The sequence below is a fragment of the Pseudomonas sp. PD9R genome, assembly GCF_019200975.1.
Classification (GTDB): Bacteria; Pseudomonadota; Gammaproteobacteria; order Pseudomonadales; family Pseudomonadaceae; genus Aquipseudomonas.
The window spans coordinates 36,969-53,418 of record NZ_JAHTMR010000016.1 but is presented as its reverse complement, the minus strand read 5'-3'; the positions used below and the strand labels follow the sequence as shown (position 1 = coordinate 53,418).

At 58.8% G+C, this 16,450-nt stretch carries 15 protein-coding genes; 4 read left to right on the top strand and 11 right to left on the bottom strand.

All coding sequences use genetic code 11. The annotated features are described in order from the left end of the window. Window positions 1-204 precede the first annotated feature (204 nt). A complete protein-coding gene (locus tag KUF73_RS25255; protein WP_218440722.1) occupies window positions 205-2,517 on the bottom strand; it encodes a TonB-dependent siderophore receptor in 2,313 nt (770 codons plus the stop codon). A gap of 208 nt (window positions 2,518-2,725) precedes the next feature. Between KUF73_RS25255 and KUF73_RS25250 the strand changes: the two genes are divergently transcribed. Together KUF73_RS25250 and KUF73_RS25245 are read left to right on the top strand one after the other, a co-directional pair. Further along, window positions 2,726-3,406 carry a Fe2+-dependent dioxygenase gene (locus tag KUF73_RS25250; protein ID WP_218440721.1) on the top strand — a complete coding sequence of 227 codons (681 nt, stop codon included), beginning with the start codon at window positions 2,726-2,728 and terminating at the stop codon, window positions 3,404-3,406. Next, the gene (locus KUF73_RS25245; RefSeq protein ID WP_218440720.1) at window positions 3,403-4,164 is read left to right on the top strand and encodes a tetratricopeptide repeat protein; all 762 of its coding nucleotides are present in this window, start codon (window positions 3,403-3,405) and stop codon (window positions 4,162-4,164) included. The genes KUF73_RS25250 and KUF73_RS25245 overlap by 4 nt, the downstream gene beginning before the upstream one ends. Window positions 4,165-4,324: 160 nt before the next feature. Here the strand turns inward: KUF73_RS25245 and KUF73_RS25240 are convergent, their stop codons facing one another. The 6 genes from KUF73_RS25240 to KUF73_RS25215 all read right to left on the bottom strand — a co-directional run bounded on the left by KUF73_RS25240 (window position 4,325) and on the right by KUF73_RS25215 (window position 10,136). After that, window positions 4,325-5,488, bottom strand: coding sequence for a type III PLP-dependent enzyme (locus KUF73_RS25240; protein WP_218440719.1), 1,164 nt, complete (start codon window positions 5,486-5,488; stop codon window positions 4,325-4,327). Between the two features lie 660 nt (window positions 5,489-6,148). Beyond that, entirely contained in the window at window positions 6,149-7,306 is a 1,158-nt protein-coding gene (locus KUF73_RS25235; protein ID WP_218440718.1) for a betaine/proline/choline family ABC transporter ATP-binding protein, read from the bottom strand. Beyond that, window positions 7,303-7,956 (bottom strand): ABC transporter permease, encoded by a 654-nt coding sequence (locus KUF73_RS25230; RefSeq protein WP_218440717.1) that lies wholly within the window; start codon window positions 7,954-7,956, stop codon window positions 7,303-7,305. Before KUF73_RS25230 ends, KUF73_RS25235 begins: the two co-directional genes overlap by 4 nt. A gap of 18 nt (window positions 7,957-7,974) precedes the next feature. Next, on the bottom strand, window positions 7,975-8,877 hold the full coding sequence (locus KUF73_RS25225; RefSeq protein ID WP_218440716.1) for a glycine betaine ABC transporter substrate-binding protein: 903 nt from the start codon (window positions 8,875-8,877) through the stop codon (window positions 7,975-7,977). Between the two features lie 20 nt (window positions 8,878-8,897). Then, the gene (locus KUF73_RS25220; RefSeq protein ID WP_218440715.1) at window positions 8,898-9,614 is read right to left on the bottom strand and encodes an ABC transporter permease; all 717 of its coding nucleotides are present in this window, start codon (window positions 9,612-9,614) and stop codon (window positions 8,898-8,900) included. A gap of 330 nt (window positions 9,615-9,944) precedes the next feature. Next, window positions 9,945-10,136, bottom strand: a complete 192-nt coding sequence (locus KUF73_RS25215) for a hypothetical protein (protein ID WP_218440714.1) — start codon at window positions 10,134-10,136, stop codon at window positions 9,945-9,947. On the opposite strand from KUF73_RS25215, the gene KUF73_RS25210 reads away from it, so the two are divergent. Both KUF73_RS25210 and KUF73_RS25205 read left to right on the top strand, forming a co-directional pair. Continuing rightward, the gene (locus KUF73_RS25210; protein ID WP_218440713.1) at window positions 10,135-11,718 is read left to right on the top strand and encodes a peptide chain release factor 3; all 1,584 of its coding nucleotides are present in this window, start codon (window positions 10,135-10,137) and stop codon (window positions 11,716-11,718) included. The two genes, KUF73_RS25215 and KUF73_RS25210, sit on opposite strands and share 2 nt — an antisense overlap. 354 nt (window positions 11,719-12,072) lie before the next feature. Then, on the top strand, window positions 12,073-12,330 hold the full coding sequence (locus KUF73_RS25205; RefSeq protein ID WP_218440712.1) for a hypothetical protein: 258 nt from the start codon (window positions 12,073-12,075) through the stop codon (window positions 12,328-12,330). Window positions 12,331-12,496: 166 nt separating this feature from the next. Here the strand turns inward: KUF73_RS25205 and KUF73_RS25200 are convergent, their stop codons facing one another. The 4 genes from KUF73_RS25200 to KUF73_RS25185 are packed head-to-tail and all read right to left on the bottom strand — an operon-like array spanning window position 12,497 to window position 16,404. Further along, window positions 12,497-13,477 carry a peptide ABC transporter ATP-binding protein gene (locus KUF73_RS25200; RefSeq protein ID WP_218440711.1) on the bottom strand — a complete coding sequence of 327 codons (981 nt, stop codon included), beginning with the start codon at window positions 13,475-13,477 and terminating at the stop codon, window positions 12,497-12,499. Beyond that, window positions 13,477-14,445: an ABC transporter ATP-binding protein gene (locus KUF73_RS25195; RefSeq protein WP_218440710.1), complete on the bottom strand. Its 969-nt coding sequence runs from the start codon at window positions 14,443-14,445 to the stop codon at window positions 13,477-13,479. Before KUF73_RS25195 ends, KUF73_RS25200 begins: the two co-directional genes overlap by 1 nt. 10 nt (window positions 14,446-14,455) lie before the next feature. Continuing rightward, the gene (locus tag KUF73_RS25190) at window positions 14,456-15,382 is read right to left on the bottom strand and encodes an ABC transporter permease subunit (RefSeq protein WP_218440709.1); all 927 of its coding nucleotides are present in this window, start codon (window positions 15,380-15,382) and stop codon (window positions 14,456-14,458) included. An 11-nt stretch (window positions 15,383-15,393) separates the two neighbouring features. Further along, window positions 15,394-16,404, bottom strand: coding sequence for an ABC transporter permease subunit (locus KUF73_RS25185; RefSeq protein ID WP_059403215.1), 1,011 nt, complete (start codon window positions 16,402-16,404; stop codon window positions 15,394-15,396). Window positions 16,405-16,450: the final 46 nt, after the last annotated feature.

The window sequence follows — 16,450 nt, the reverse complement described above, 5'->3', positions numbered from 1 at the left end:
ATCACGGCGCGCATTATGCCGTGGGTTGTCGAGAAACATTCTTTTTTACACACAAAAGCCCCGTTCACCTGAATGAACGGGGCTTGGCCAAAGGCCAATGTAGGAGCTGGCGAAGCCTGCGATCTTTTGATCTTTGCTGATTTCAGATGCGCTAAACATCAACATCAAAAGATCGCAGGCTGCGGCAGCTGCTACAGGGTTCCATCAGAAGTGGAAGTTGGTGCTCAGCAAAGCAGTACGGCCCGCCGCCTGGTTGGCGAAGTGAGTCGAGAAGGCCTTGTCGTAGTAGGTGACGTCGGTCAGGTTCTGCACGTTCAGTTGCAGGTCGATGTTTTTGGTCAGCTTGTAGGCGGCCATGGCGTCGTAACGCACATAGTCATTGACCATTGTGGTGTTGGCCACGTTGCCGAACACGTCGTCGACATAGAACGCACCGCCACCGATGGTCAGCTTCGGCGTGAGCTGGTAGGTCGTCCACAGGCTGGCGCTGTTTTTCGGCGTGTTAGGCAGTTCGTTGCCGTTGTTGGCACGGTTTGCCGGCAAATCGCCGCCGTCGATTTGTTCGCTGTCCATGAAGGCGTAGCCGGCGAAGACTTGCCATTTTTCGGTGATCCTGCCGGTGGCCGACAATTCGAAACCTTGAACGCGGGTTTTCCCGGCGTTTTCATAGGTGTTCGTATTGACTTGAACGCGGGCGTTCTCTTTCTCGGTGCGGAAGACGTCGGCGGTCAACGACAGGCGATCATTGAGCAGATCCCACTTGGTACCGATTTCGTAGTTCTTGGTGGTTTCCGGCTTCAAGTCGTTGTTTGTGGTGCCGCCATTCAGCGGGTTGCCGTCCATGCCTTCGCCCAGAGTATTACCGGGTGGTGTGGCGGAGGTTGCGTAGGACGCATAGATGCTGCCGTTTTCAGCCGGTTTGTAAACGACACCAAACTGCCCGGTGACGAACTCGCTGGTGTCTTTGCCTTTGGCCGTAGTCACATTCGATGCGTTGAAGGTTTTGTATTTGGTGTCGAAGTGGTCGTAACGCAGGCCCATGTTGAGCAGCCATTGTTGCGACAGCTCCAGGGTGTCGAACACGTACAGGGCGCGGGTGTTGGCGTCGGTGTCGGTGCCGGCGTAGTTACGCGAGATCGCACCGTTCCATGGATCGTTCGGGTTCGGGTTGGACAACGAGGTGCAGTTGTAAGCACTGCGTGGGCCGACAATCGCAGGGTTGCAGTTGAAGCTTGGCGCAGGAGCTGTCGTCAGCGGCGTAGTGTCGGTGTTGACGTTGTAAGAAGACTTCTCGCCTTCTTCACGGGTGAACTCGATACCCGTGGCGAAGCTGTTCTTGAACCCGGCGATGTAGATATCACCAAACAGGTCGGTCTGGTTAGTCGTCGTATCGGTGTTGCTGACGCGGGTGTTGGCACGACGCCACACGGTGCCGTTGTTGACGTTGCCCTTGCTGTCGTCCGGCTGGGTCAGGATGTAATCCTGCATGCTGGTGCCGTGACGCAGGGTGTTCTTGACGGTCAGCGCATCATTCAGATCGTGCTCGATGGCAAAGGTCGCCGTGTCGGTGCGACCCTTGCGGAAGTCACGGTCATCAAGGCCGTAGAAATTGCTGGTGTCGCCGCCGGCGTATGGCTTGTCCGGATTGGACTTGGTACGGGCTGCCGAGCCACCGGCCGGGATGGTGTAAGGAATCCCCGAGTCCGGAGTGTCGTTGCTTTCGAGATGGTAGTAGTCGAGGTTGACGCGGGTGTCGGTGCCCAGGCCGAAGGCCAGCGACGGAGCGACACCCCAGCGATCGTAATCGACGCTGTCACGGCCGGCGACGTTGCTTTCGTGGCTCATCAGGTTCAGACGGCCAGCGGCGGTGTCAGAGAACTGATAGTTGCCGTCCATGGTGTAGCGCTGGGTCTGGTCCGAGCCCCAGGTAAAACCACCATCGAACGAATCGCCCAAGTGCGCCTTTTTGCTCACCAGGTTGATGCTGCCGCCCGCAGCGCCACGGCCGCCGATGGCCGAGTTCGGGCCTTTGCTCACTTCGATCGACTCTACGGCGAAGATCTCGCGGCTCTGCGAACCGGTATCGCGCACGCCGTCCAGGTAGGTGTCGCCCTGGGCATCGAAGCCGCGAATGAATGGACGGTCGCCCTGCGGGTTGCCGCCTTCACCGGCACCGAAGGTGATGCCTGGAACGGTGCGCAGTGCGTCCTGCATGTTCATCGCGCCAGTGTCTTTGAGCACTTGTTGCGGGATGACGGTGATCGAGCGAGGTGTGTCCACCAGCGGCGCGGTGTACTTGGGCGAGGAGGCTTTTTCGACGTTGTAGGAAGTCTCGTCCTGGGCTTCGCCAGTGACGGAGGTAGCGCCCAGGGAAATGGTGTTGCTTGGTGCTTTTTCGTCGGTCTTTTCAGCAGCAAAAACCATGTGGCCCGCGGAGCCGGCGGTGATCGCCACGCCAATTGCAGAAGCGAGTAAACGCGGTGAACTGATAGGTAATTGTGGTAGTTGGCGTGACATTTTTAATTCCCCTCCCCAAGGATTTGAGGCGGCGGAATATAGGGTAAACAGTTATTTGTATCAATTGCGAAACTTTACTATTTGCACTGAATTTACATTCTTTACAATTTAACCTTACGGTTTTTACTGTTTCATTCGTCTAGCGGGTTTTACACGGGCAATAAGAATCAATACCATTGGCGCTTCTTTGTTTTCAGGTGCCTTTGCCATGCTGCTGCATATCCCCGGCTTGTTCGAGAAAGAAGAAGTGCGGCGCATTCGCGAGGCTCTGGAACAAGCTGATTGGGCGGACGGCAAGATCACCGCCGGCTATCAGTCGGCCAAGGCCAAGCACAATTTGCAGCTGCCGGAAGGTCATCCGCTGGCCAAGGAGATCGGTGCGGCCATGCTGGAGCGGCTGTGGAAAAATCCGCAGTTCATGTCAGCGGCGTTACCGCACAAGGTTTTCCCGCCGTTGCTGAACTGCTACACGGCTGGCGGCAGTTTCGATTTTCACATCGACAACGCCGTGCGTCAGCCCAAGGGCAGCATTGAGCGGGTACGCACCGATCTGTCGGCAACGTTGTTTTTCAGTGAGCCGGAGGATTACGACGGTGGCGAACTGGAAATCCAGGACACCTACGGCACCCAGCGCGTGAAGTTGCCGGCCGGTGACATGGTTCTGTACCCCGGCTCCAGCCTGCACAAGGTCAACGCCGTCACTCGCGGTACGCGGTATGCCTCTTTTTTCTGGACCCAAAGCCTGGTGCGCGAAGACAGCCAGCGCGCCTTGCTGTTTGAAATGGACGGGGCAATCCGTCAATTGACCCAAGATGTGCCGGACCATCCTTCGCTGATCCGCCTGACGGGTACGTATCACAACCTGCTGCGCCGTTGGGTCGAGGTATGACTTTCCAACTGCGTCGCGAAGAAGTCCTCGACGGTGATGCGCTCAAATCCATGCTCGACGAAAGTCCGGCACGTGCGGCCCAGGCGATTCTGATCGCGGCCCGTGAAGGTGTTGTCGATGCTCAGGCGTTGCTTGGGCAAATCCTGCTGGACGGGCAGGGTATCGAACAGGATCAGGCGCTGGCCCTGCGCTGGTTCGGGATCGCGGCTCGGGGTGGGCATCTGATGGCGCGCAACATGCTCGGTCGTTGTCATGAGCAGGGTTGGGGTTGTCCGGCTGATGCCACGATTGCCGCGGCGCATTATCGCCAGGCCGCTGAAACCGGGCTGGATTGGGCGATGTATAACTACGCCAATCTGCTGGCGACCGGGCGTGGGGTTATCGAAGATCAAGTGCAGGCACTGAATCTATATCGTCAAGCAGCCGCACTGGGCCACGCGAAGTCGATGAACCTGCTGGGGCGATATCTGGAAGAAGGACGCAATTGCCCAATGGATCTGCACGCGGCCCGCGACTGGTATCGGCGTTCTGCCGAGGGCGGGGATTTTCGTGGTCAGTTCAGCTATGCGGCGGTGTTGGCCGATGAGGGAAATATCGACGGCGCATTGGTCTGGCTGCACGCGGCCCTGGCTGGTGGGAATCTGAGTTTCCTGCGGGTGGCAAGCCAGGCGTTGTCGAGCGCGACCGATCCGCAGATTCGAGCCTTGGCAACCGACTACGCCCAACGCTGTATCGAACTGGAACCCGCCCCCCTGTAGGAGCTGACGAGTGAAACGAGGCTGCGATCTTTTGATCTGGCTTTGAAAATCAAGATCAAAAGATCGCAGCCTCGTTGCACTCGACAGCTCCTACAGGGTGCGCAGGTACAAAAAAAGCCCATGACAGGTCACATGGGCTTTTTGCTTTTACATGTAGGGCTTAAACGTAAAAGGATTTCAGCGGCGGGAAGCCATTGAACTCAACGGCGCTGTAGCTGGTGGTGTACGCGCCGGTCGACAGCCAGTACAGGCGGTCACCGATGGCCAGGTTCAGCGGCAGGCCGTACTTGTAGTTTTCGTACATGATGTCGGCGCTGTCACAGGTTGGGCCGGCGATGACCACTTCTTCCATCTCGCCTTTTTTCTCGGTCCAGATCGGGAACTTGATGGCTTCGTCCATGGTTTCGATCAGGCCGGAGAACTTGCCCACATCCGTGTACACCCAACGCTCTACAGCGGTGCGGGATTTACGCGCAACCAACACCACTTCGCTGACCAGAATGCCAGCGTTGGCGATCAGCGAACGGCCCGGCTCCAGGATGATTTCCGGCAGATCATCACCGAAGTCTTCCTTCAGGAAGCGAATGATTTCTTCAGCGTAGGTTTCCAGGCTGTTGGTGCGGGTGATGTAGTTGGCCGGGAAGCCACCGCCCATGTTGATTAGCTTCAGGTGGATACCGTCTTCTTCTTTCAGACGCTCGAAGATCACTTTGACCTTGGCGATCGCCGCATCCCAAACGCTGATGTCGCGCTGCTGCGAGCCAACGTGGAACGAGATGCCGTAAGGCACCAGGCCCAGGTCGCGAGCGAGGATCAGCAGGTCCATGGCCATGTCGGTCTGGCAGCCGAATTTGCGCGACAAAGGCCAGTCGGCGGTGGTCGAGCCTTCGGTCAGGATGCGCACGTAGACTTTCGAACCCGGTGCAGCCTTGGCGATGTTGCGCAGGTCGGCTTCGGAGTCGGTGGCGTACAGGCGCACGCCCTTCTCGTAGAAGTAGCGGATGTCCTTGGATTTCTTGATGGTGTTGCCGTAGCTGATGCGATCCGGGCCAACGCCCTGGTTCATCACTTTGTCCAGCTCGTAGATCGAGGCGATGTCGAAGTTCGAGCCCTTCTCTTTGAGCAGGTCGATGATCTCGACGGCCGGATTGGCCTTGACCGCGTAGTAGACCTTGGCGAATTCGAAACCGGCGCGCAGGTCGTCATAGGCCTGGCTGATCATCGCGGTGTCGATCACCACGAACGGGGTTTCTTGCTTGTCGGCGAATGCCTTCATTTTGTTGAAAGTATCGCGCGCGAAATAGTCTTCGACCTGGATCGACATGCTGGGAACTCCTACTGGCAAACTAGATTAATCAATGGGTGCAAATGAACGTCCTCCGTATCCCCACTTTGGTTCGCCTACTTCCCAAGGCATGTCGCCGAAAGCAAAAAGGCCATGGGAAGTGCTGCTTTCCCTTGGCCTTGCTGTCTCGTCGTCAGTACTTGAGCCGGATGGATCGTTTCCAGCATGGACGTTCGGCGCGAACTTTAGGGCGTGAGGGGCTTGAGATCAACAAAAAATGTCGCGTTTTTGCACGCTTCTGACGTGCGTAACCGGCATCACTCTTTGTAACCGACACAGATGACAGTCGGATGTTCCCGAATATTTGTGAAGTGTTAAAAATACCTGCACGTTCGACGCTTTTGTGCGCTAACTCATAGGTAAGTACGATAGCGACAACATCGGCGACGTTGGCTGCGAAAAGGTGGGCTGGGGGTGGGGTTGGCTATTTCAAAGGATATTTCTGGCTGGTTTTTGAGGACGCTGCTGTTGATATTTTTTTCCGGCCTGCCGATCCCTGAAAAATCGCACAGAACCTGTAGGAGCGGAGCCTGCTCGCGATGACATTTTCACAACCAACTTCGCAGTTGACTGACATTGCGCCATCGCGAGCAGGCTCGCTCCTACAGGTTTTGCATTTTCACCGGTAGATATGCGCTGTCAGGCGACCACCGCCTCGGCAGGCGAGACGATATTGGTCTTCATCCCGCGCGAACGACCGGAGCTCAGATACGCCGCAATCGACTCCTGTGTGACCTCACCGAGGAACACCCGCTCCGCATCCATCACCGGCAGCCAGGCACGATTGAACTCGTACATGCGCGACAGCAGGATGCGCAGATGTTCGTCGTACGCCGCGGTGGCATTGAATTCACGCAGGTATTGCCCGCAGGTGCCGGTCTGACGGTGCAAGTCGCGACGTCGTACATAGCCCAGCGCTTTATTGTCGGAGCAGGTGACCACCACATAACGCCGGTCATGTTCGTCCATCAATTCCAGCGCATCGGCCACCGTTGTTTCCGGACTGACGGACGGTGCGTTGTCCGCCGCGTCTTCGGCCTTCACCAGCAGCAGGCGTTTCAGGGTGCTGTCCTGACCCACGAAGTTGCTGACAAAATCGTCCGCCGGGTGCGCAAGCAGGGTGTCCGGATGATCGATCTGCAGCAGCTTGCCTGCACGGAAAATTGCGATCTTGTCGCCGAGCTTGATGGCCTCGTCGATGTCATGGCTGACCATGATCACGGTCTTGTTCAGCGCCCGCTGCATTTCAAAAAACTCGTTCTGGATCATCTCGCGGTTGATCGGGTCGACCGCGCCGAATGGCTCGTCCATCAGCAGTAGCGGTGCATCGGCCGCCAGTGCGCGGATCACGCCGATCCGCTGTTGTTGACCACCGGACAATTCGCGTGGGTAACGATGCAGATATTGCTTGGGTTCCAGTTTGATCATGCTCATCAACTCGCGCGCGCGGTCGTGGCATTTCTGTTTGTCCCAGCCGAGCAGGCGCGGTACCACGGTGATGTTCTCTTCGATGGTCATGTTCGGGAACAGGCCGATCTGCTGGATGACATAGCCGATGTTGCGGCGCAGGGTTACCTCGTCGAGGCCAGTGGTGTCTTCGCCGTTGATCAGGATCTTGCCCGAGGTCGGCTTGATCAGGCGGTTGATCATTTTCAGCGTGGTGCTTTTGCCGCAACCCGATGGCCCGAGGAACACGCAGATTTCGCCTTCATTGACGGTCAGGCTTACCGAGTCCACGGCTTTCACATCTTTGCCGTTGCTTTGGAAGGTCTTGCTGAGGTTTTGAAGTTCGATCATTTGAGCAGTCCTTTTGGAGTCAGCGAACGTTGCAGCCATTGCAGAAGCAGGTCGGCGAAGATGGCCAGCAAGCTGACCAGCACGGCGCCGACGATCAGCATCGACATGTCGCTGCGGCTGATGGAAGCGAGGATGAGTACACCGAGGCCGCCGGCGCCGATGGTCGCGGCAATGGTCATCACGCCGATGTTCATCACCACGGCAGTGCGCACGCCGGCGAGGATCACCGGCACGGCGATGGGCAGTTCGACCATGCGCAGGCGCTGGCCGAAGGTCATGCCGATGCCGCGCGCGGCTTCGCGGATACCGGGTTCAACGCCGGTGAGTGCGAGGTAGGTGTTACGCATGATGGGCAGCAGTGAGTAGAGAAACACCGCGGTGATGGCCGGCATCGGGCCAAGGCCCTGGCCGAATTTCGAGTAGAACGGCAGCAATAGGCCGAACAATGCGATTGACGGTACGGTCAGCAGCACCGTGGCGCTGGCTTGCAATGGACCGGCGAGGGTCGGGAAGCGCGTCATCAGGATGCCCAGCGGTACGCCGACCACAATCGCCAGGGTCACGGCGATGCCGACGAGGGTGATGTGTTGCCAGGTCAGGTGCAGGACCAACGGCCAATCGAGATGGGAAAAGGCGTTCCAGAATTCCATGGCTTTTTCTCCTCTGCCTTAATGAGCAGACAGCAGTGGGTGCTGGCGCAGGAAGTCTGCGGCCACGGTGGATGGGCTTTCATGATCGACATCGACCCGCGCGTTGAGCTGGCGCATGGTGTCGTCGTCGAACAGTTCGGCCAGTGGCTTGAGCTGTTCAGCCAGTTGCGGGTGTGCGTCGAGGAAGGCTTGGCGCACTACCGGCGCAGCGGTGTAATCCGGGAAGTAGTGCTTGTCGTCTTCCAGCAACTTCAGCTTGAAGGCGTTCAAGCGACCATCGGTGGTGTAGACCAATCCGGCGAACACCTGGCCATTGCGCAGCGCGGTATAGACCAGACCAGCGTCCATCTGCCGGATGTTGTTGCGGGTGAGGTTCATGTCGTACAGCTGGACCATGCCGCCCAGACCGTCGGAGCGGTTGGCGAATTCGGTGTCCAAAGCCACCAGATGACCGGCTTTGGCCTCGTCATGCAGCACCGTGTTCAGCTGGCTGATGGTGTTGATCTGCGGGTATTCGTCCGCGACATTTTTCGGCAGCGCGAGGGCGTAGGTGTTGCTGAATTTCGACGGAGTCAGCCAGACCAGGCCCTTTTTCGCGTCGAGTTCTTTCACGCGGGCGTAGGACTGTTGGCTGTTGAGTTTGTCCGTCACATGGTTGTAGGCCACCAGCGAAACGCCGGTGTATTCCCAGAGCATGTCCAACTGGCCGCTTTCGTGGGCGCTGCGGGCCAGATTGCTACCCAGGCCGCCAGTGACTTGTGCGTCGTAACCTTTGCTGCGCAGGTATTGCGAGGTGATTTCCGCCAGCAGCGTTTGCTCGGTGAACACCCTGGCGCCGATGCGGATTACCGGTTTTTCGGCGGCTTGGGCAAATCCTGCGAACAGCAGGACGCAACCTAGTAAAAAGCTAGAAATTTTCATGATGATTCCTTTGCCGAGGCTTAAGACGGGCGCAAGCCGCGTTCGAGCCAGAGGCGGCTGGCGAGTGTCACCAGACCGTCGAGCAGCAAGGCTAGCAGGGCGGTGCAGGCCGCGCCGAGCAGCAGTTGCGGCTGATTGTTCAGGGCAATGCCGGGGAAAATCAGGCTGCCCAGACTGTTGGCGCCGATCAGGAACGCCAGCGGCGCCGTCCCCACATTGATTGCCAGTGCCACGCGCACACCACCGATGATGATCGGTACCGCATTCGGCAATTCGACTTTCCACAGCACTTGGCGCGGTGTCATGCCGATGCCGACGGCGGCTTCTTTTAGTGAGCCCTGAACGTTTTTCAGGCCTTCATAGGTGTTGCGCACGATCGGCAACAGTGAGGCGAGGAACAGTGCGAAAATCGCGGGTCCGCTGCCTATGCCGAGGATGCCCAGGGCGATGGCCAGCACGGCGAGGGGCGGGACGGTGTTGCCGATGTTGAAGAGCTGCATGAAGCGCTCGGCGCGTCCAACCAGGGTTGGGCGGCTGAGAAGGATGCCGGCAGGGATGCCCACAACGAGGGCGGCCAGCATGGAAGCGAGGACCAGGATCAGATGAGCTTGCAGGTAAAACAACAAATCGTCGCGGTAGTGTTCGATCGTGTTGATGCCAATCCAGTGGATCAGCAGGGCCAGAAGGGCGATTACCAGCGCGCCTCCTATCAGCCCTTTGCCATAGCGAATAGCCACAGGCGGACTCCTTTTTTCAGTCGGCGAGCGCAGTTCCGTGTGGCAATGCCATGCCTGGCTGCCGGAAAAAACGTTCGCGAAAAGCAGCTCATGCCGAGCGCGATCCACTGTAGGAGCGAGCTTGCTCGCGAAAAACCTCCAGACAACGCCTACATCCAGGTACCCAGCGTTATCGTTGACGTCCATCGCGAGCGGGCTCGCTCCTACAGAGGAGAAGGCGCACGGCTTATTGAGCCATAAGCGCAGCCTCGTCAGGCTAACTGGCTGATTTATCAGCCCCTGGTACGAGTGCGGTAACGGGGAAGTGGACGCCCCCACCTCTTAAAAGGTTCAATAATTGGCAGCAATTAGCCACCTGTAGGAGCTGCCGCAGGCTGCGATCTTTTGATCTTGATCTTCAAAAACAAAATCAAAGATCGCAGCCTGCGGCAGCTTCTGCAGGGGATTGACGGTGGTCCGGAGGCAGCGTTTTGCGCTATACTCGCCGCCCTTTTTTGAATCACCTGCCAGGCGATTTCCCATGACCAACCAGGCCGCCGAAGTCGCGAAACGCCGCACTTTCGCCATTATTTCCCACCCCGATGCCGGTAAAACCACCATCACCGAGAAGCTCCTGCTGATGGGCAAGGCGATTGCGATTGCTGGCACGGTGAAATCTCGCAAGTCCGACCGCCATGCCACCTCCGACTGGATGGAAATGGAAAAGCAGCGGGGTATCTCGATTACCACGTCGGTCATGCAGTTTCCGTATCGCGAGCACATGATCAACCTGCTCGACACCCCGGGCCACGAAGACTTCTCCGAAGATACCTACCGCACCCTGACGGCGGTGGACTCGGCCTTGATGGTTCTCGACGGCGGTAAAGGTGTCGAGCCACGGACTATCGCCCTGATGGACGTCTGCCGTCTGCGCGACACGCCGATTGTCAGCTTCATCAACAAACTCGACCGTGACATCCGTGACCCGATCGAACTGCTCGACGAAATCGAAGCCGTCCTGAAAATCAAGGCTGCGCCGATCACCTGGCCGATTGGTTGCTACCGCGATTTCAAAGGCGTGTATCACCTCGCCGACGACTACATCATTGTCTACACCGCCGGTCACGGCCACGAACGCACCGAAACCAAGATCATCGAGAAGCTCGATTCCGATGAAGCGCGCGCGCATCTGGGTGACGAGTACGAGCGTTTCATCGAGCAGCTGGAGTTGGTGCAGGGTGCCTGCCACGAGTTCAACCAGCAGGAATTCCTCGACGGTCAATTGACCCCGGTGTTCTTCGGTACGGCACTGGGCAACTTTGGTGTCGATCACGTACTCGACGCCGTGGTCAATTGGGCGCCGGAACCGCTGGCCCGCGTAGCCAACGAACGCACCGTGGAACCGGTGGAAGAGAAGTTTGCCGGCTTCGTGTTCAAGATCCAGGCGAACATGGACCCGAAGCACCGCGACCGTATCGCCTTCATGCGTATCTGCTCCGGCAAGTACGAAAAAGGCATGAAGATGCGCCACGTGCGCACCGGCAAGGATGTGCGGATCGGCGACGCGCTGACGTTCTTCTCTTCTGAACGTGAGCAACTGGAAGAAGCCTTCGCCGGCGACATCATCGGTTTGCACAACCACGGCACCATCCAGATCGGCGACACCTTCACCGAAGGCGAAGTCCTGGGCTTCACCGGTATTCCGCACTTCGCCCCGGAACTGTTCCGCCGCGTACGCCTGCGTGACCCGCTGAAATCCAAGCAACTGCGCCAGGGCCTGCAACAACTCGCCGAAGAAGGCGCGACCCAGGTGTTCTTCCCGGAGCGCAGCAACGACATCATCCTCGGCGCTGTCGGTGTGCTGCAGTTCGATGTGGTCGCCAGCCGCTTGAAAGAGGAATACAAGGTGGAGTGCTCTTACGAGCCGATCACCGTTTATTCCGCACGCTGGATTGAATGCGGCGACAAGAAGAAGCTCGAGGAATTCTCCAACAAGGCTGTGGAAAACCTGGCACTGGACGGCGGCGGTCACCTGACCTACCTCGCCCCGACCCGGGTTAACCTGGCGTTGATGGAAGAGCGTTGGCCGGACGTGAAATTCCGTGCGACGCGTGAGCATCACTAAGCGTTAGATGTTCAGGTACAGCAAAGGCGAAGCTTTCGGGCTTCGCCTTTTTTATGGAAGATCAAAAGATCGCAGCCTGCGGCAGCTCCTACAGGGTGGGTGTGCAACGGAAAAAAATTGGTCGGCTGCACGGCCGCTCATCAGGCCGAGCGCCGCTGGGCTCATGTAGGAGCTGCCGCAGGCTGCGATCTTTTGATCTTTTCGGCATAACCCTTATTCAAAACCAATCTCTACATCCACGGCATTTCCGCTCATCCGTTAGCGTCCTATCTGGAGAACATGCCTGATCGGAACTAGATTTCACTCAGGCCCGTCAGGCACCTCTGTTCCACCAGCTAAAGGAAGGATTCGGCTATGAGCATTTTTCAACGCATGGTGTTGTTGCTGAAGGTTTTGGTGATGCTGTCACTGAGCATTTCCGCAGCCTGGGCCGATTGCGAAAATCATGACACGCAGGCATTTAGCGGGCAGGCCACGCATGGGGACTTGATGCTCGCCAAATCCGAATCGGAGCCGGGTGACCAGGATCAGGGGGGTAGCAAGGGTGATGATGACTCGACCACTGACGAGCCGGACTCCGATGATGACGACGATGGCGATAGCCAGACGTAGTCGCTGAATGGCGACAAAAGAAAACCCCTTCGACCGGAAGTAGAAGGGGTTTTTGGTCAACTCAATCCCTGTGGGAGCTAGCCTGCTAGCGATTCGTTGTGCCAGTCGACGGAAATGTCGGCTGATATTCCGTTATCGCCAGCAGGCTGGCTCCCACATGTTGTAGTTATGCTGCGCCGTCGAGGAATTGCTCGGCGTAGTGGCAAGCCACCTGCCGGCTGTCGAGCAGGCGCAGGGCCGGCTCTTCAGTGCTGCAACGCTCGGTGGCGTATGGGCAACGCTTGTGGAACGCGCAGCCGGACGGCGGGTTCAGCGGGTTAGGCAACTCGCCGACGATCTTGATTTTCGGCTTGTCCGGGTCCGGGTGGATGGTCGGGGTCGCCGACAACAGCGCCTGGGTGTACGGGTGCAGGGGACGCGTATAGATGTCCTCTTTCGGGCCCATTTCCACGGGGCGGCCGAGGTACATCACCATCACATGATCGGCAACGTGACGCACCACCGCCAGGTTGTGGGAGATGAACACGTAGGCGGTGTTGAACTCTTGCTGCAAATCCATGAACAGGTTCAACACCTGCGCCTGAATCGATACGTCCAGCGCCGAGGTCGGTTCATCCGCGACCAGCACTTTAGGCTGCAACATCATCGCGCGGGCGAGGGCGATCCGCTGGCGCTGACCGCCGGAGAACATGTGCGGATAACGCTGGTAGTGCTCAGGACGCAAGCCCACCTGCTTCATCATCGCCTGCACTTTCTCGCGACGTTCCGAGGCGCTCAGGTTGGTGTTGATCAGCAGCGGCTCAGCCAGCTGATCACCGACTTTCTGCCGAGGGTTCAGCGAGGCGTACGGGCTCTGGAACACCATCTGCACGTCTTTACGCAATTGCTTGCGCTGGGCCTTGTCGGCGCCGGCCACTTCCTGGCCGGCGATTTTCAGGGAGCCCGAAGACGGTTCTTCGATCAGCGTCAGGGCGCGGGCCAGGGTGGATTTGCCGCAACCCGATTCGCCTACAACCGCGAGGGTCTTGCCGGCTTCCAGTTCGAACGACACACCGTTGAGTGCGCGGACGGTGGCGTGGCCCTTGAACAGGCCACGGGACACTTCGTAGTGACGGGTCAGGTCGCGGGCGGTAAGAACGACGGCCATTACGCCACCTCCTGGTTCAGCGGGTAGAAGCAGCGGGCGAGGCTGTTGCTTTTCGGGTCAAGGGCCGGACGCTGCGCACGGCAGCTGTCCTGCACGTACGGGCAGCGCGGCGACAGCAGGCAGCCTTGCGGGCGGTCGTAACGACCGGGAACGATGCCCGGCAAGGTCGACAGGCGCGAGGCACCGAGGCTGTGTTCCGGAATCGCCTTGAGCAGCGCTTCGCTGTACGGGTGCGCCGGGATGTCGAACAGTTGCGGCACCTGGCCGACTTCGACTGCCTGGCCGGCATACATCACGCACACGCGCTGGGCGGTTTCAGCCACGACGGCGAGGTCGTGGGTGATCAGCACCAGGCCCATGTTCTGCTCTTTCTGCAACGCCAGCAGCAGGTCCATGATTTGCGCCTGGATCGTTACGTCGAGGGCCGTGGTCGGTTCGTCGGCGATCAGCAGTTTCGGTTCGCCGGCAATTGCCATGGCGATTGCAACACGCTGGCTCATACCGCCGGACAGTTGATGCGGGTAAGCGTCCATGCGGCTGGCGGCGCCCGGGATTTCAACTTTTTCCAGCAGTTCGATAGCACGCTTGCGCGCTTGCTTGCTGGACATTTTCAGGTGCAGGCGCAGCACTTCTTCGATCTGGAAACCGACGGTGTAGCTCGGGTTCAGCGCGGTCATCGGGTCCTGAAAGACCATGGCCAGGTCTTTGCCGACGATTTGCCGACGCTGACGGTTGCTGAGCTTGAGCATGTTCTTGCCGTCGAAGTTCAGGGCGTCGGCGGTGACGATCCCTGGATGCTCGATCAGGCCCATCAGCGCCATCATGGTGACGGATTTACCGGAACCCGATTCGCCAACGATGGCCAGGACTTCGCCTTTGTCCACGGAAATGTCGAGCCCGTCGACCACCGGAACGGCGTTCTTGTCGCCGAAGCGAACGTTGAGATTCTTGATTTCTAACAGTGACATTTGAATCTCCTCAGGCGGCGTTCTTGAGTTTCGGGTCCAGCGCATCGCGCAGGCCGTCGCCCATCAAGTTGATTGCCAGCACGCTGAGCAAAATGGTCAAGCCAGGCAGGCTGACTACCCACCAGGCGCGTTCGATGTAGTCGCGGGCCGAGGCCAGCATGGTGCCCCACTCAGGGGTTGGCGGTTGTACGCCAAGACCGAGGAAGCCCAGGGCGGCGGCATCGAGAATCGCCGAGGAGAAGCTCAGGGTGGCCTGAACGATCAGTGGCGCCATGCAGTTAGGCAGCACGGTGACGAACATCAGGCGCGGTAGATTGGCACCGGCCAGGCGCGCGGCAGTCACGTAGTCGCGGTTCAGTTCGCCCATCACCGCGGCGCGGGTCAGACGAACGTAGGACGGCAGGGACACCACGGCGATGGCGATCACGGTGTTGATCAGGCCAGGGCCGAGGATGGCGACGATCGCCACGGCCAGCAGCAGCGACGGCAGGGCCAGCATGATGTCCATCAAACGCATGATGGTCGGGCCGAGCACGCGCGGGAAGAACCCGGCGAACAGACCCAGCAGGATCCCCGGGATCAGCGACATGACCACCGACGACAAGCCGATCATCAAGGACAGGCGCGAGCCAGTGATCAGGCGCGACAGCAGGTCGCGACCCAGTTCATCGGTGCCGAGCAGGAATTGCAACTGCCCGCCTTCCAGCCAGGCTGGCGGGGTCAGCAGGAAGTCGCGGTACTGCTCGCTTGGGTCATGCGGGGCGACCCAAGGGGCGAAGATCGCGCAGAAAACCACCAGCAGCATGAACAGCAGGCCGGCAACGGCGCCTTTGTTCTTGGAGAAGGCTTGCCAGAATTCTTTGTACGGCGACGGGTACAGCAGGCTTTGATCCACGGCGGTGGTGGCGGTGGCTACTGAGGATGTTGGAGTGCTCATGGGTATAGACCTCAGCGCTGATGACGGATGCGTGGGTTGGCAAAGCCGTAGAGGATGTCCACCACGAAATTGACCACAATCACCAGGCAGGCGATTAACAGGATGCCGTTTTGCACAACCGGGTAATCCCGGGCGCCAATGGCTTCGATCAGCCATTTGCCGATGCCGGGCCAGGAGAAGATGGTTTCGGTCAGGACCGCACCGGCCAACAATGTGCCGACTTGCAGGCCGACCACGGTCAGCACTGGAATCAGCGCGTTACGCAGACCGTGCACGAACACCACGCGCGAGGGCGACAGGCCTTTGGCGCGGGCGGTACGGATGTAGTCTTCACGCAGCACTTCGAGCATCGACGAACGGGTCATCCGTGCGATCACCGCCAGCGGGATGGTGCCGAGCACAATGGCTGGCAGGATCAGGTGATGCAAAGCATCGAAGAACGCACCGACGTCATCGGCCAGCAGCGTATCGATGAGCATGAAACCGGTACGCGGCTCAATGTCATACAGCAGGTCGATCCGCCCGGATACCGGGGTCCAGCCCAGGGATACCGAGAAGAACATGATCAGGATCAGGCCCCACCAGAAGATCGGCATCGAGTATCCCGCAAGGGAGATGCCCATCACCCCATGGTCGAACAGGGATCCTCGCTTGAGTGCCGCGATCACCCCGGCCAGAAGGCCCAGGATGCCAGCGAACAACAGCGCGGCCATGGACAGTTCCAGGGTCGCGGGGAAGAGGGAGGTGAACTCACTCCAGACGCTTTCACGGGTACGCAGGGATTCCCCGAGATCGCCGTGAGCCAGTTTGCCGATGTAGTCCAGGTACTGGGCATACAGGGGTTTGTTCAGACCAAGGCGTTCCATTGCCTGAGCGTGCATTTCGGGGTCGACCCGACGTTCTCCCATCATGACTTCCACAGGGTCGCCAGGGATCATGCGAATCAACGCGAAAGTCAGCAAGGTGATGCCGAAGAACGTGGGGATCAGTAACCCCAGTCGGCGGGCAATAAAACTAAACATCTTGTGGTGTACCTCATCAGCCGGTTAGGCGTGCCTGGTGTCCCTG

Coding starts and splice junctions, on each gene's coding strand:
- KUF73_RS25205 (WP_218440712.1), top strand. CDS start 12,073: ATGAGCATTTTTCAACGCATGGTGTTGTTGCTGAAGGTTTTGGTGATG.
- KUF73_RS25210 (WP_218440713.1), top strand. CDS start 10,135: ATGACCAACCAGGCCGCCGAAGTCGCGAAACGCCGCACTTTCGCCATT.
- KUF73_RS25200 (WP_218440711.1), bottom strand. CDS start 13,477: ATGGCCGTCGTTCTTACCGCCCGCGACCTGACCCGTCACTACGAAGTG.
- KUF73_RS25235 (WP_218440718.1), bottom strand. CDS start 7,306: ATGATCGAACTTCAAAACCTCAGCAAGACCTTCCAAAGCAACGGCAAA.
- KUF73_RS25215 (WP_218440714.1), bottom strand. CDS start 10,136: ATGGGAAATCGCCTGGCAGGTGATTCAAAAAAGGGCGGCGAGTATAGC.
- KUF73_RS25250 (WP_218440721.1), top strand. CDS start 2,726: ATGCTGCTGCATATCCCCGGCTTGTTCGAGAAAGAAGAAGTGCGGCGC.
- KUF73_RS25225 (WP_218440716.1), bottom strand. CDS start 8,877: ATGAAAATTTCTAGCTTTTTACTAGGTTGCGTCCTGCTGTTCGCAGGA.
- KUF73_RS25195 (WP_218440710.1), bottom strand. CDS start 14,445: ATGTCACTGTTAGAAATCAAGAATCTCAACGTTCGCTTCGGCGACAAG.
- KUF73_RS25240 (WP_218440719.1), bottom strand. CDS start 5,488: ATGTCGATCCAGGTCGAAGACTATTTCGCGCGCGATACTTTCAACAAA.
- KUF73_RS25190 (WP_218440709.1), bottom strand. CDS start 15,382: ATGAGCACTCCAACATCCTCAGTAGCCACCGCCACCACCGCCGTGGAT.
- KUF73_RS25185 (WP_059403215.1), bottom strand. CDS start 16,404: ATGTTTAGTTTTATTGCCCGCCGACTGGGGTTACTGATCCCCACGTTC.
- KUF73_RS25230 (WP_218440717.1), bottom strand. CDS start 7,956: ATGGAATTCTGGAACGCCTTTTCCCATCTCGATTGGCCGTTGGTCCTG.
- KUF73_RS25245 (WP_218440720.1), top strand. CDS start 3,403: ATGACTTTCCAACTGCGTCGCGAAGAAGTCCTCGACGGTGATGCGCTC.
- KUF73_RS25255 (WP_218440722.1), bottom strand. CDS start 2,517: ATGTCACGCCAACTACCACAATTACCTATCAGTTCACCGCGTTTACTC.